The sequence below is a fragment of the Micromonospora sp. NBRC 110037 genome (assembly GCF_001652995.1).
GTDB classification, from domain to species: Bacteria; Actinomycetota; Actinomycetes; order Mycobacteriales; family Micromonosporaceae; genus Micromonospora; species Micromonospora chalcea.
Genome location: NZ_BBVA01000007.1, coordinates 214,624 through 227,892, shown reverse-complemented (window position 1 = coordinate 227,892; position 13,269 = coordinate 214,624). Strand labels below are relative to the sequence as shown.

Annotated in this window: 10 protein-coding genes; 9 read left to right on the top strand and 1 reads right to left on the bottom strand. The window is 75.7% G+C overall.

What is annotated here, in order from left to right:
* The first annotated feature begins 46 nt into the window (after nt 1–46).
* From A4R25_RS21475 to A4R25_RS21455, 5 genes are all read left to right on the top strand, one after another.
* Entirely contained in the window at nt 47–748 is a 702-nt protein-coding gene (locus tag A4R25_RS21475) for a response regulator transcription factor (RefSeq protein ID WP_043328553.1), read from the top strand.
* Nucleotides 745–2,301 (top strand): cell wall metabolism sensor histidine kinase WalK, encoded by a 1,557-nt coding sequence (locus A4R25_RS21470; RefSeq protein WP_043328554.1) that lies wholly within the window; start codon nt 745–747, stop codon nt 2,299–2,301. Before A4R25_RS21475 ends, A4R25_RS21470 begins: the two co-directional genes overlap by 4 nt.
* A gap of 62 nt (nt 2,302–2,363) precedes the next feature.
* A complete protein-coding gene (locus A4R25_RS21465; protein ID WP_064447866.1) occupies nt 2,364–3,884 on the top strand; it encodes a trypsin-like peptidase domain-containing protein in 1,521 nt (506 codons plus the stop codon).
* A gap of 133 nt (nt 3,885–4,017) precedes the next feature.
* A complete protein-coding gene (locus A4R25_RS21460; RefSeq protein WP_043328556.1) occupies nt 4,018–4,689 on the top strand; it encodes a BON domain-containing protein in 672 nt (223 codons plus the stop codon).
* 139 nt (nt 4,690–4,828) lie between these two features.
* Entirely contained in the window at nt 4,829–5,890 is a 1,062-nt protein-coding gene (locus tag A4R25_RS21455; RefSeq protein WP_176722745.1) for a glycosyltransferase family 4 protein, read from the top strand.
* Between the two features lie 4 nt (nt 5,891–5,894).
* On the opposite strand, the gene A4R25_RS21450 is transcribed toward A4R25_RS21455, so the two are convergent.
* The gene (locus tag A4R25_RS21450) at nt 5,895–7,349 is read right to left on the bottom strand and encodes a serine/threonine-protein kinase (RefSeq protein ID WP_064447865.1); all 1,455 of its coding nucleotides are present in this window, start codon (nt 7,347–7,349) and stop codon (nt 5,895–5,897) included.
* A gap of 178 nt (nt 7,350–7,527) precedes the next feature.
* Here A4R25_RS21450 and A4R25_RS21445 point away from each other — a divergent pair, with 178 nt between their 5' ends.
* The 4 genes from A4R25_RS21445 to A4R25_RS21430 are packed head-to-tail and all read left to right on the top strand — an operon-like array spanning nt 7,528 to nt 13,211.
* The gene (locus tag A4R25_RS21445) at nt 7,528–8,361 is read left to right on the top strand and encodes a patatin-like phospholipase family protein (protein ID WP_043328558.1); all 834 of its coding nucleotides are present in this window, start codon (nt 7,528–7,530) and stop codon (nt 8,359–8,361) included.
* Nucleotides 8,361–9,383, top strand: a complete 1,023-nt coding sequence (locus A4R25_RS21440) for a 1-acyl-sn-glycerol-3-phosphate acyltransferase (protein ID WP_064447864.1) — start codon at nt 8,361–8,363, stop codon at nt 9,381–9,383. Before A4R25_RS21445 ends, A4R25_RS21440 begins: the two co-directional genes overlap by 1 nt.
* A gap of 55 nt (nt 9,384–9,438) precedes the next feature.
* Nucleotides 9,439–9,759, top strand: coding sequence for a divalent-cation tolerance protein CutA (cutA, locus tag A4R25_RS21435; protein WP_030503202.1), 321 nt, complete (start codon nt 9,439–9,441; stop codon nt 9,757–9,759).
* A 47-nt stretch (nt 9,760–9,806) separates the two neighbouring features.
* A complete protein-coding gene (locus A4R25_RS21430; protein WP_064447863.1) occupies nt 9,807–13,211 on the top strand; it encodes an SCO7613 C-terminal domain-containing membrane protein in 3,405 nt (1,134 codons plus the stop codon).
* Nucleotides 13,212–13,269 lie beyond the last annotated feature (58 nt).

The following is a 13,269-nucleotide window of genomic DNA, read 5'->3' as shown; positions in this document are numbered from 1 at the left end:
GGGTCCACCCAGCGTGGCCGCAGCCGGAGCGCGGATGATGGGGCCCATGGCGGCTACCCAGACGGAGGCTCGACTGCTCGTGGTCGAGGACGATCCCAACATCCTCGAACTGCTCTCCGCGAGCCTGCGTTTCGCGGGCTTCGACGTGGCCACCGCGACCAGCGGCAGCGCCGCGCTGAACGCGGCCAAGGACCACCGGCCCGACCTGGTGGTGCTGGACGTGATGCTGCCCGACCTGGACGGCTTCGAGGTCATCCGGATGCTCCGCGAGGGCGGCACCCGTACCCCGGTGGTCTTCCTGACCGCGCGCGACGCCACCGACGACAAGATCCGCGGGCTCACCCTGGGCGGCGACGACTACGTCACCAAGCCGTTCAGCCTGGAGGAGTTGACCGCCCGGATCCGGGCCGTGCTGCGGCGCACCGCGACCGGCGACCAGACCCCGTCCCGGCTCACCTTCGCCGACTTGGAGCTGGACGAGGAGACGCACGAGGTGCACCGCGCCGGTCAGCGGGTGCAGCTCTCGCCGACCGAGTTCAAGCTGCTGCGCTACCTGATGCTCAACGCCAACCGGGTGCTCAGCAAGGCGCAGATCCTCGACCACGTCTGGAACTACGACTTCCGCGGTGACGACAACATCGTCGAGTCGTACATCTCGTATCTGCGCCGCAAGGTCGACAACACCCAGCCGCGGCTGATCCACACGCTCCGGGGAGTGGGTTACGTGCTACGCAAGCCGGCGGCGTGAACGTCGTCCACGACGCGAAGGGCAGGCTGCGCAGCGTCCCGCTCCGGCTGAAGCTCGTCGCCGCCGTCCTCGCGCTCGTGGCCGCGGCCCTGGTCGTGATCAGCGGCCTGACGGCGTTCCTGCTGCGCAACTATCTGATCGGCCAGGCGGACGACCAGCTGCGCGGCGGGGCGCTCACGGTGGCCAACACGCTCGACAAGCCCCAAGGCGACCAGATCAAGATCACCATTCCGTCGGACTACGTGGCGTCCGTGATCGCGCCGAGGTCGCTGCCGGAGGGGCCGTACCGCTACGAGGGCCTGCGCGACGAGGAACTGCCGCGGTTCCCAGCCGACTACGCCGGATACCGGGAGCGGGTGGGTGACCCGTTCACCGTGCGCTCCGAGGACGGCCGCAGCCGGTGGCGGATGCTCTACGCCGACCTGCCCGACGGGCGGATCATCGCGTTCGGGCAGCACCTCACCGGTGTCGACTCCGCCGTCCGACAGTTGGTGTGGATCGACCTTCTGGTCGGGGGCGCGGTGCTGATCTCACTGGCGTCCGTCGGCGCCGGAATCGTCCGTACCAGCCTGAAGCCGCTGGTGGAGATAGAGCGTACGGCGGCGGCCATCGCCGGCGGCGACCTGACCCGGCGCGTGCCCGACCCGGAGATGGGACGGCCGTGCCCGACCTCGGAGCTGGGTCGCCTGTCCCGGGCGCTGAACGCGATGCTGGCGCAGATCGAGGCCGCGTTCACCGCGCGGGCGGCCTCCGAGGCGGCGGCGCGCAGCGCCGAGATGGGCGCGCGGGACGCGGCCGCGTACGCGCAGGCGTCGGAGGCGCGGGCCCGCCGGTCCGAGGAGCGGATGCGGCAGTTCATCGCCGACGCCTCGCACGAGCTGCGGACGCCGTTGACCACGATCCGGGGCTTCGCCGAGCTGTACCGGCAGGGCGCGGCGCGCGCGCCGGAGCAGACCGCCGACCTGCTGCGCCGCATCGAGGACGAGGCGGCCCGGATGGGGCTGCTGGTGGAGGACCTGCTGCTGCTGGCGCGGATGGACCGGGAACGGCCGATCGCGCTGGCCCCGGTCGAGCTGCCGGTGCTGGCCTCGGACGCGGTGGAGGCGGCCCGGGTGGTCGCCCCGGACCGGCGGATCGAGCTGGAGCGGGACCCGGGCGCGGGCCCGCTGGTGGTGCTCGGCGACGACGCCCGGCTGCGCCAGGTGATCGGCAACCTGATGACGAACGCGCTCACCCACACCCCGCCGGACGCCTCGGTGACGCTGCGGCTGCGGGCGGAGGCGGGCAACCTCGCCGTGGTGGAGGTGGCGGACACCGGTCCCGGCCTCACGCCGGAGCAGGCCGAGCGGGTCTTCGAACGGTTCTACCGGGTGGACGCCGCCCGTACCCGGCGGGCCGGCGGGCCGATCAGCACCGGCCTCGGCCTGGCCATCGTGGCCGCGCTCGTGGCCGCGCACCACGGCACCGTCGAGGTGGACAAGACCCCCGGCGGCGGGGCGACGTTCCGGGTGAAGCTGCCGCTGCTGCCCGAGGCGCCCGAGCCGGGCGAGTGACGTTCAGAAAACTTCCAGGCGGATTCCAGGCTGATGACAGTGCCACAGGGAAAGCTGGGGGCATGACCGACCACGAGACCGATCCGCAGCGGTCGCCGGCCCCCGCCGACGCCGAGCCGTCGCACCACACCGCCGAGCTGCCCCGCGTCGAGAGCGGGACGTCGGACTCCTCGAACACCTCGAACACACCGGCCGCCGCGCCGGTTCCGGCCGACTCCCCGGCCGCCGGAACCACGGCGCAGGCCGGAACCACGAACCCGGCCGCTCCGCCGGCCGGCCCGTACCCGCCGCAGGGCGGGACGCCGTACCAGGCCGCGGCGCAGCAGCAGCACCCCTGGTACGGGCAGCAGCACCAGCAGCACGGCTGGGCCCAGCAGCAGAGCGGCTCGGGCTACCAGTCGGCGCCGCACAGCGGCGGGCCGGTCCCGTCGTACCAGGCGCAGCCGTACCAGGGACAGCACGGGCAGCACGGGCAGCACGGCTACCAGCCGTACCAGGCCGGGCAGCCGACCCCGCCGTGGGGCACGCCGCAGCCGGCGCGGCCCAGCCGGGCCGGGAAGGTCGTCGGCGTGGGCGCGCTGGCGCTGGCGCTGATGTTCGGCTCGGGCGTGGCCGGCGGCGCGCTGGCGCTCGCGCTCGACGGGGACGGCCCGACCCGCACCTACTCCGCCGCCCCGATCATCAACAGCGCCGACCTGCCCAAGATCGCGGCGTCCGTCCAGGACAGCATCGTCACGATCATGACGGGCAGCGGTGAGGGATCCGGGGTGATCCTCAGCGCCGACGGGTTCGTGCTGACGAACAACCACGTGGTCGCCGGCGCCGGTGGCGACACCGTCCGGGTGGTCTTCGCCAACGGCAAGAGCGCGACCGCCAAGATCGTCGGGACCGACCCGAAGACCGACCTCGCGGTGGTCCAGGCGAGCGGGGTCAGCGACCTGAAGGCGGCGAAGTTCGGCGACAGCGACGCCATGCAGGTCGGTGACCAGGTGCTCGCCCTGGGCAGCCCGCTCGGCCTGCAGGGCTCGGTCACCGCCGGCATCCTCAGCGCCCGCGACCGCACCATCCAGGCGGGCAGCGGCCAGCAGAACCCGCAGCAGGGCGCCAGCTCGATCTCCGGCCTGCTGCAGACCGACGCCCCGATCAACCCGGGCAACTCCGGCGGCGCGCTCGTCAACACCCGGGGCGAGGTGATCGGCATCAACACCGCCATCGCCACCGCCGGGCAGGGCAGCACCGGCAACATCGGCGTGGGCTTCGCCATCCCGAGCAACAAGGCCAAGGACGTGGCCGAGAAGCTCCAGCGCGGCGAGAAGATCAGCCACCCCTCGCTCGGGGTGAGCGTGAACGGCGCCGAGGACGGCGGCGCGCTCGTCGCCGCCGTCACTCCGGGCAGCCCCGCCGAGAAGGCCGGGCTCCAGCGCGGCGACGTGATCACCAAGTTCGGTGACAAGGTGATCAACGACTCGAACGATCTGGTCGGCGCGGTGCAGGCCGGCAAGGTCGGCGACCGGGTCGAGGTCGAGTACAAGCGAAACGGATCCGCTGAGACCGCAACCGTGACGCTCGCCGAGACGTCATAGTCCCAAGACCTGCCTCCCTCCTGGGCGGCGGGCGACGGAGCCAAGGGGGTTGGCTCCGTCGCCCGCCGCCCGTCCTCTTTCTCACCCGGTGCGGGTGAGACCGGCTCACCCGCGACCGGGCCACGCTGGGGGCATGACCACCACGTCCACCGTGCGTACCGACCAGCTGATCCAGCGCGACGTCCTCGCCGAACTGGACTGGGATGCGCAGACCCGGGCCACCGACGTCGGCGTGACGGTCGCCGACGGCGTCGTCACGCTCACCGGGCGGGTGGACAGCTACGCGCGGCGGTGGGCCGTCGAGCGCTGCGCCCACCGGGTACGCGGGGTGCGCGCGGTCGCCAGTGACCTGGAGGTCGACCTGACCGCCACGGACCGGCGTACCGACGCCGACATCGCGATCGCGGCCGGCCGGGCGCTGGAGTGGGACAGCTTCGTGCCGGCCGAACGGCTGGACGTGACGGTCGCCGACGGCTGGGTCATGCTCCGGGGCGAGGTCGAGTTCGGCTTCCAGCGCCGTACCGCCGAGCGTGAGCTGCGCCGGCTGCGCGGCGTACGCGGGGTGACGAACCTGATCGAGGTACGGCCCCCGGCCCCGCCCAGCGACGAGCAGCAGCGCCTCGACCTGCGCCGCCTGCTGCTGCGGCGGACCGGCACCGAGCGCATCGACGCCCGGGTCGACGGCGACACTGTGGTGCTCGACGGCGTCGTGGGCGCCTGGTGGCAGCGCGAGGAGGCGGAACGGGCGGCGTGGGCCCTGCCGGGCGTACGTGAGGTGCACGTCGGGATCGTGGTGTCCGGCTGAGCCGACGGCGTGTCGTTTACCGCGGGCCGGGCCGGGAACCCGCGACCCAGCGGGTACGCCGGGGACCGAGCGGGGAGGACTCGTGGCCGTGAACCAGCAGTCCTCGGAGCGCTGGCGGGCCGGGCCGCTGCGGATCGCGATGGTGGTGCCGCCCTGGCTGTCGGTGCCGCCGCCCGGCTACGGCGGGCTGGAGACGCTGGTCGCGGGACTGGTCGACGCGCTCGTCGAGCGGGGGCACGCGGTGACGCTGTTCGGGGCGGGGACCGGGCACGGCACCTCGGCCGACTTCGTCTCCACCTGCGACGAGCTGCAGTACGAGCGGATGGGCGAGTCGCTGCCCGAGCTGGCGCACCTGGCCCACGTCGACCGCCTGATCGGCCCGGCGGACTTCGATCTGGTGCACGACCACAGCACGATCGGCCCGCTGGTGGCCGGACGCCGCCGGGTGCCCACTGTCGCGACCGTGCACGGCAACCCGGTGGGCGAGTACGGCACCGTGCTCGGCAACACCGACCGGGGGGTGGGCCTGGTCGCGATCTCGCACGCGCAGCGCCGGGCGAATCCGGGGCTGCCCTGGGCCGGCACGGTGCACAACGCGATGCCGCTGCGGGACGTCCCGCGCAAGCGGGCGCCCGGGACGGGACCGGTGCTCTGGCTGGCCCGGTTCAGCCCGGACAAGGGCCCGGACGTGGCGATCGCGGCGTGCCGGGCGGCCGGGCTGCCGCTCACGCTGGCCGGCAAGTGCAACGAGCCGGCCGAGCGCCGCTACCTGGAACAGGTGGTACGGCCGCTGCTGGGCGACGACGTCACGCTCGTGCTGAACGCCGACCGCGAGGCCGCGTGGCGGCTGCTGCTGGAAGCCCGTTGCCTGATCATGCCGATCCAGTGGGCGGAGCCGTTCGGCATGGTGATGGTGGAGGCGATGGCGACCGGCACCCCGGTGGTGGCGCTGCGCCGGGGCGCGGTGCCGGAGCTGGTCCGCTCCGGGGTCACCGGGTTCGTCTGCGACGACGCCGACGAGCTGCCGGCGGCGTTGTCGGCGGCAGCCGGCCTGGATCCGGCGGACTGCGTCGCCCATGTCGCGGAGAACTTCTCGGTGGAGCGGATGGCCGCCGACTACGAGGCGGTCTACCGGGGCTTCCTGGCCGCGCGAGCGGGCGCACGGGCACCCCGGGCGGTCGCGCCCGCGGTCGCGGGCTGACCGGTCAGGTCTGCCCGGCCACGAGTTCCGCGGCGGCCGCGTCGAGCCGCCGCGCGTACCCGGGGGTGATGCTGCCCTCGCGGCGGCGTTCGTCGATCTTGTCGCGGAGCCGGTCCACGGCGGCGGTCACCTCGCCCTCACCGCTCGCGGCGACCGCGTTGCGCAGCAGGTTGCGCAGGTCCACCCCGACGTCCTCGCGGATCTGACCCTCCGCCAGCCCGGCCTCGATCAGCCCGTCGACCCGTTCGGCGGCGTCGGGCTGGCCGGTCGCGGGCGGACGGTTGCCGCCGGTGGCGGGCGCGCTCGACGGTGTGGCCGGCGCCGTGACGACCGGCGGCTCCGGCGCGGGCGCGACGGTGGACGGCGGCTGGACCGGCCCGGCGGTCGGCAGCACCCGGGGGTCCTCCGGCCGGTCCGGTGTCAGCGTGGGCACGAGCAGCGCGGCGGCGGCGACCACCGCCACGCCGGCCGCCGCGAGCGCGAGGACGCGCCGCCGGCTTGGCGCGGCGGCCGGGTTGCCCGGCGGGACCGGGTCCGCGGCCGGCCCGGGCGGCGGGGGAGCAGACGACGGCGGCAGCGCGGGCAGCGTCATGGTGGGCGCCAGCATGGTGGCGGCCTGCGGGTCGGCGGGCAGCATCTGGTCGCGCAGCACGGCCGCCACCCGGTGCGCGGTGGGCCGCTGTCGCGGGTCGCGGGCCAGGCAGCGCAGGCAGATCTCCGCGACCGGTCCCGGCAGCCCCGGTACGCCGTCCAGGCTGGGCTCCGGGCTCTCCGCGAGCGCGGCGCTGAGCTCCTCCCAGGTCTCCGCCGGGTACGGCGGGTGCCCGGTCAGCGTCTCGAACAGCAGCACGCCGAGCGAGTAGACGTCGGTGGCCGGCTGGGCCGGCGCCCCGTCCAGCCGTTCCGGCGCCACGTACGCGGGGGTGCCGAACGTGCCGCCGTCCTCGTCGTCGTCCGGCGTCCCGACCCGGGTGGCGATGCCGAAGTCGAGCACCTTCGCCCCGGTGCCGGTCATCATCACGTTGGCCGGGGTCACGTCCCGGTGCACGATGCCGAGCCGGTGCGCGGCGGCGAGCGCCTCGGCCACCTGCGCGCCGGTCTCCACCGCCTCCGGCCAGGGCAGCGGCCCTTCGGTGAGCCGGTGTTCCAGCTCCTCGCCGGCGAGCAGTTCCATCACCACGAACGAGGTGATCGAGCCGTCCGGCGCCACCGTCTCGCCGTAGTCGTGCACGGCCGTGACATGTGGATGGTCGAGCTGGGCGGCCGAGCGGGCCTCCTCGCGCACCATGTCGCGGAACCGGGCGTCGGCGGCGAGCGAGGGCGCGAGCACCTTGACCGCCACCACCCGGTCGAGCACCTCGTCGCGGGCCCGCCAGATCACCGACATGCCACCGGCGCCGATCCGGTCGATGAGCCGGTACCGACGGGCCAGCAGGCGGCCGGCCTGGAGTGTCGCCATCAGCTCGCACCTGCCTGGGCTCGGGAGCGCTATCAGGTTGCGTGAATGTGTCTTACCTGTCAACAGTCCGCGCGGCGCCGATCGCGCGGCGCGCATCCGTGATGGCTCCCGGTCACCGCCGGGACCAGCGGGGACGGTCCGCCCGGCCGGCTGTGGGCCGCGTGCCAGGATGAACGTCATGGCAGCAGGTCCGGTGGCGTTCGTGCTCGGCGGCGGGGGAGTGCTCGGCGCGGTCGAGGTGGGGATGCTGCGCGCCCTGTTCCGCGCCCGGATCAAACCCGACCTGGTGCTGGGCACCTCGATCGGCGCGGTCAACGGCGCCCTGGTCGCCGCCGACCCGACCGAGGCGGTCACCGACCGGCTGGTCCGGCTCTGGGCGTCGCCCGAGGCCAGCGAGGTGTACGGCGACTCGGTCGCCCGCCAGTTGCGCCGGTTCGCCGCCCGTACCCACCTGCACTCGCCCCGGCCGTTGTACCGCCTGCTGGAGAGCACACTGGGCGAGGACACCACCTTCGCCGACCTGGCCGTGCCGTTCCGCTGCTGCGCCGCGAACATCGAGCGCGCCGCCGAGCACTGGTTCCACAGCGGGCCGCTGGTGCCGGCCGTGCTCGCCTCCGCCTCGGTGCCCGGGCTGCTGCCCCCGACCCAGATCGACGGCCAGCACTACATCGACGGCGGCGTGGTCAACTCGATCCCGGTCGGCGAGGCGGTGCTGCTCGGCGCGAAGCAGATCTTCGTGCTCCAGGTGGGCCGGATAGAGCGTGAGCTGAGCCCGCCGCGCCGCCCCTGGGAGATCGCCCAGGTGGCGTTCGAGATCGCCCGCCGGCACCGGTTCGCGCGGGAGATGGCGGCGCTGCCCGAGGACGTGGAGGTACACGTGCTACCCACCGGCGGGCTGGAGCCGCGCGACGACAGCCCGTGGGCGTACCGGGACACCGCGGCGGTGGGCCGGCGGATCAGTCGCGCGTACACTGCCTCCCGCCGATACCTGGACACCGCGCTGGAGCGCTGATGCCGTTGCCGCCCCGCTGGCTCCGCCGGCTGGTGCTCGCGCCCGGAGTGGTGCTGCTCGCCTTCTTCGTGGTGACCACGCTGCCGGCCTGGGCGCTGCTCGCGCTCGCCGCGTCGCCGCTGGTGCCGGGACGGCTACGCCCGCTGCGGCTGCTCTGGTTCGGCACCGTCTACCTGGTCTGGGACGCCGCCGCGCTGCTCGCCCTCTTCCTGCTCTGGCTGGCCTCCGGCTTCGGCGTCTACAAGCGTGCGCCGGCCTTCCAGCGGGCCCACTACGTGCTCGCCGGATGGTTCCTGCGGGTGATGTTCTGGCAGGCCCGGTGGACGCTGCGGCTGAGCATCGACGTGGTCGGCACCGACCCGGACACCGCCCTGCCCGGCCGCCCCGAGCTGGTGGTCTGCCGGCACGCCGGGCCCGGTGACTCGTTCATCCTGATCCACGCGCTGGTGAACTGGTTCAACCGGGAACCCCGGATCGTGCTCAAGGAGACGCTCCAGTGGGATCCGGCCATCGACGTGCTGCTCAACCGGCTGCCCAACCGGTTCATCGCGGCCGGGCCGGACGGGCGCGACTCGGTGGTGCGGCAGATCGGGCACCTGGCCACCGGCCTGGACGACGACGACGCCTTCGTGATCTTCCCGGAGGGGGGCAACTTCACCCCGTCCCGGCGGCTGCGCGCGATCGACCGGCTCCGCGGGCTCGGGCTGGAGCGGATGGCGCGCCGCGCCGAGCGGATGCGGCACGTGCTCGCCCCGCAGCCCGGCGGGCTGCTCGCCGCGCTCGACGCCGCGCCGGACGCCGGAGTGATCTTCGTGGCGCACACCGGCCTGGACCAGATGCTCACCGTCGCCGACGTGTGGCGCGAACTGCCGATGGACAAGCGGATCGTGATGCGGTTCTGGTCGGTGCCGCCGGAGGAGATCCCGGCCGGCGAGCAGGAACGCATCGACTGGCTGTTCGACTGGTGGGCCCGCATCGACAGGTGGATCGCGGACAACCGCAACGGCACCGTCGACGCCTGATCCGATTCCCCGCGCCTGTTCGGCGCGCCGGCCGCGCGCCGCGTAAGGTGCGCTGGTGGAGCAGATCTGCGTGGTGACGACTGTGGTGGACGCCCGCGGGGTCGCGGACGTGCTGGCGGCCGCGGCGGTCGCCGGCCGGCTGGCGGCGTGCGCCCAGGTCGGCGGCCCGGTGGACAGCACCTACTGGTGGCAGTCGGCGATCCAGACCACCGCCGAGTGGCAGGTGCGGTTCAAGACCGCGCCGGACCGGGTGGACGCGCTGGTCGACCAGCTCCGCGCCAACCACCCGTACGAGGTGCCGGAGATCCTGGTCAGCCGGGAGGACAGCGGCAACCCCGGTTACACCGCCTGGGTGCGCGAGCAGACCCGGCCCTAGGTACTCCTACTCTGTCCGCCCGCCCCGCCGCCCGCGAAGCTGGCCGGGTGGAGAACACCGGCTACCCCTGCCCCGGTTGCGGCGCCCCGGCCGACCTCGTCGCCGGATGCCGCGGCTGCGGCCGTCCGCCCTACCCGCCCGCCGCCGAGGTGATCCGGCTGGACCGGGAGATCACCGAGCTGGCGCCGCGCGTCGAGGCGGCCCGGCTCGCGTACCACGATCTGTCCGGCCGCCTGTCCACGGCCCGGCAGCGGCGGTCGGCGCTGGCCGCCCGGATCCGTCAGGAGATCCCCGTGCCGGGCGCCGCCGGTCCCGCGCAGCTCCCGGCGCCGCCGCCGCGTCAAATCCCGCAGGCCCCCGCCCCGGTACGCCCCGGCGGCGCGGAAACCTCCACCCGGGCGGTGCAGGGGCTGCTGTTCGTCCTGGGTGGACTGCTGCTCGGCACCGCCGCCGTGGTGTTCACCGCTGTCGCCTGGGCCACGTTCGGGGTGACCGGCCGGGCGCTGGTCCTGCTGGCGGTCACCGCGCTTGCTCTGGCCGCGCCGCTCGTCGCCCGGGCGCGCGGGCTGCGCGGCACCGCCGAGACGCTCGCCTCGGTGGCGTTGCTGCTGGTGGTCCTGGACGGGTACGCCGCCTGGTCGGTGGACCTGTTCGGGGTGACCGGCCTGCCCGGCAGCCGGTACGCGGCGCTGGTCGCTGCCGTCAGTACCGCGGTGGCGGCCGGATACGCGCTGGTCAGCCGGCTCACCGCACCCTGGTTCGCGGCGTGGCTGCTGGCGCAGCCGGTGCTGCCCCTGGCCGTGGCCGCGTTCCGGCCCACCGCCGCCGGCTGGGCGCTGGTGCTGACCGCCGTGGCGCTCGGCGACCTCGCGGTGGTGGTGGCGCTGCGCCGCCGAACCTCCGGCAACCGCGCCGCGGTGGCGGCCGGGCTGGTGCTGGGCTGGACCGGGCACGGCGTGGCGCTGGTCCTGGCGGCCGGCTGCGCGCTGGTGCCGCTGGCGGTCGGCCACGCGGCGGGCACGCCGCTGCTGGCCGGTGGCCCGCTGCTGCTGGTGGTGCTGGCAGCGGTCGCGGGCGCGGTCGCGGCCGGCGGCCGGTTCTGGCGCGCGACCACCACCGGACTGCTGGCACCGGTGCTCGCGGGCGCGTTGATCCGGCCGGTCGCCGAGCTGCGTTCCGGGCTGCTGCTGATCGCCGCCGGCCTCGTGGTGGCGGCGCTCGCCGGTGCGGTCCGGGCGCTGCCCGCGCCGGTGCGGACCGGTCCGCTCGTGGGCGTGCTCGCGGTGGCCGCCGCGCTGGGCCAGGTCACGGTCGTGCTCACCGGCGTGGTCGGCGCGGCGACCGCGAGCGCCTCGTTCCCGGCCTGGCAGGGCGGGCGGGACGTGCCGGTCCCGTCCTGGGGCTGGCAGCTCCCGGCGGCCCTGCTGCTGACCGCCGGCGCGGTCGCGCTGCTGACGCCCCGGGCCGGCCGGCCGCTGGTCGGTGTGATCGCCGCCGGGCTGGTCGCGCTCGCCGCGCCGGCCGTGACGGCCGTGCCGTGGCCGCTGGTGCTGGTGGTGGACCTCGGGGCGGCCGCCGCGCTGCTGCTGGCGGCGGTGGCCAGGCCGCGCCCGGGCCGGGTTGTCGTCCCGGTCGCCGCGTCGGCCGCCGCGGTGCTGTTCGGGCACGCGCTGCTGGTCGGCGTCGCCGCGCCCGGCGGGGCGGTGGCGGTGCTCGCCGTGACGGCGCTGCTCGGCGTGACGGTGGCCGGGCTGGGCCGGCGCGGGCTGGGCGCGCAGCCGGTCGTCGGCGGCGTCGCGCTCGCGGTGGCGCTGGTCGCCGTACCGGCGGCGGTGGCCGTCGCGCTGTTCGGCCTCGGCGCGCCGCCGTGGTGGCAACTGCGGGGTGCGGCCGCCGCCGTCGTGGTGCCGGTGGTCGTCGTCCTCGCCGTCCGTCGCCTGTGGACCGACCTGAGCGGGTACGCCTCGACCGGGCTCGCCGTGGCGCTCGCCGGGACCGGCCTGGTGCCGCTCGTCGCGCCGGGCGGGGAACCGGTGGCGCTCTACGCGGCGGCGGGGGTCCTGCTGGCGCTTGCCGCCGGGGGTGGCTCCCGGCCGGCGGCCGCCCCGCGCGCGGTGGGCGCCGCGCTGGCCGTGGTGGCGTTGCTGGCCAGGGCGCGGACCGTGCTGCTGGTGCTCGCGGGCCTGCCGGTGCGGCCCGGGTCCGGGGTGCCCGCCGCCGCGGCGGCTTCCGCCGGGACCGCCCGCGCCGGGCTGGTGCTGCTGCTCCTGGGCGTCGCCGCCGGGGCGTACGCCGCGACGGGTCGCCGCGTCGCGTGGTGGGTCGCCGGGGCGCCGTTCGGCGCGGTGGCGCTGCCGGTGCTGGCCGAGGCGGCCGGCGCGCCCTGGCCGGTGGTGCCGGCGACGGCGTTCGGGATCGGGCTGGCCGCGTTGCTGACCGCCGCGCTGACCGGGGCGTACCGGGCGGTGCTCGTGCCGCTGGCCGTGGTGCTGGCCGTACCCGGGTTCGGTGGTCTGCTCGCCACCCGGGCCGGGACGCTCGCTGCGCTCGGTGTGCTGGTGGTGGCCGGGGCGGTGACCGGGGTGGCCGGACGGCCGGCGGTGGTCCGGATCGTGGGGTGGCTGGGCGCCGTCGCGGCGGCCACCGGGTTCGCCCTGGTCGCGTCGCTGACGGCCGGGCAGTCGCTGCGTACCGGGGCGTTCGCGGTCCTGGCCGTCGCGGCCGTGACGCTGCACGCGGCGCCGCTGCTGCGCGTGGTCCGGTCCGGCGGTCCGGGCGGCGTCGGGCGGGCCGGCACGTGGGCGCTGGAGGCGGCGGCGCAGGCGGTGGCGCTGCTCGCGCTGCTGCTCACCGGCGGCTCGTTGCGGCACGCGGCGGCGGTCTGCGTGCTGTGGGGCGTGGCCGTCGCGGTCCGGGTGCTGCGCCGGAGCGAGTCGCCGGGCGGGCGTCGCGTGCTGGCCGCGGTGGCCGCCGGCAGCGAACTGGTCGGTGGGTGGCTGGTGCTGGCCGCGCGCGGGGTGGTCGTGCTGGAGGCGTACACGCTGCCGGCGGCGGCGCTCGCCCTGGGCGCCGGGCTGCTGGCGCTGCGACGCCGGCCCGGGCTGACCAGCTGGCTGACGTTCGGTCCGGCGCTCGGCGCGGCGTTCCTGCCGAGCCTCGTGTCGGTGCTCGTCTCCGGTGAGCCGCAGCCGTGGCGGCGGCTCGCGCTCGGCGCGGCGGCGGTGGCGGTGGTGCTGGGCGGGGCGGCCCGGCGCTGGCAGGCGCCGGTGGTGCTGGGCGCGGCCACGCTGGTGCCGCTGGCGCTGCACGAGCTGGCCCGGGGCTGGGACCTGCTGCCCCGCTGGCTCTTCCTGGGCGTGGGCGGGCTGCTGCTGATCGGGCTGGCCGCCACCTACGAGCGGCGCCGGCGTGATCTGGTCCGGCTGCGCGAGGCCGTGGCCCGGCTCGGCTGACCCGAGCGGCGAGCCCTCTCACCGACTGTGGTGAGAGGGCTTCGCTGCGCCGGTGCGC

What these genes read in the sequence shown, in the direction of transcription:
- A4R25_RS21475 (WP_043328553.1), top strand. Translation starts at nt 47, where the DNA reads ATGGCGGCTACCCAGACGGAGGCTCGACTGCTCGTGGTCGAGGACGAT.
- A4R25_RS21465 (WP_064447866.1), top strand. Translation starts at nt 2,364, where the DNA reads ATGACCGACCACGAGACCGATCCGCAGCGGTCGCCGGCCCCCGCCGAC.
- A4R25_RS21460 (WP_043328556.1), top strand. Translation starts at nt 4,018, where the DNA reads ATGACCACCACGTCCACCGTGCGTACCGACCAGCTGATCCAGCGCGAC.
- A4R25_RS21455 (WP_176722745.1), top strand. Translation starts at nt 4,829, where the DNA reads ATGGTGGTGCCGCCCTGGCTGTCGGTGCCGCCGCCCGGCTACGGCGGG.
- A4R25_RS21450 (WP_064447865.1), bottom strand. Translation starts at nt 7,349, where the DNA reads ATGGCGACACTCCAGGCCGGCCGCCTGCTGGCCCGTCGGTACCGGCTC.
- A4R25_RS21445 (WP_043328558.1), top strand. Translation starts at nt 7,528, where the DNA reads ATGGCAGCAGGTCCGGTGGCGTTCGTGCTCGGCGGCGGGGGAGTGCTC.
- A4R25_RS21440 (WP_064447864.1), top strand. Translation starts at nt 8,361, where the DNA reads ATGCCGTTGCCGCCCCGCTGGCTCCGCCGGCTGGTGCTCGCGCCCGGA.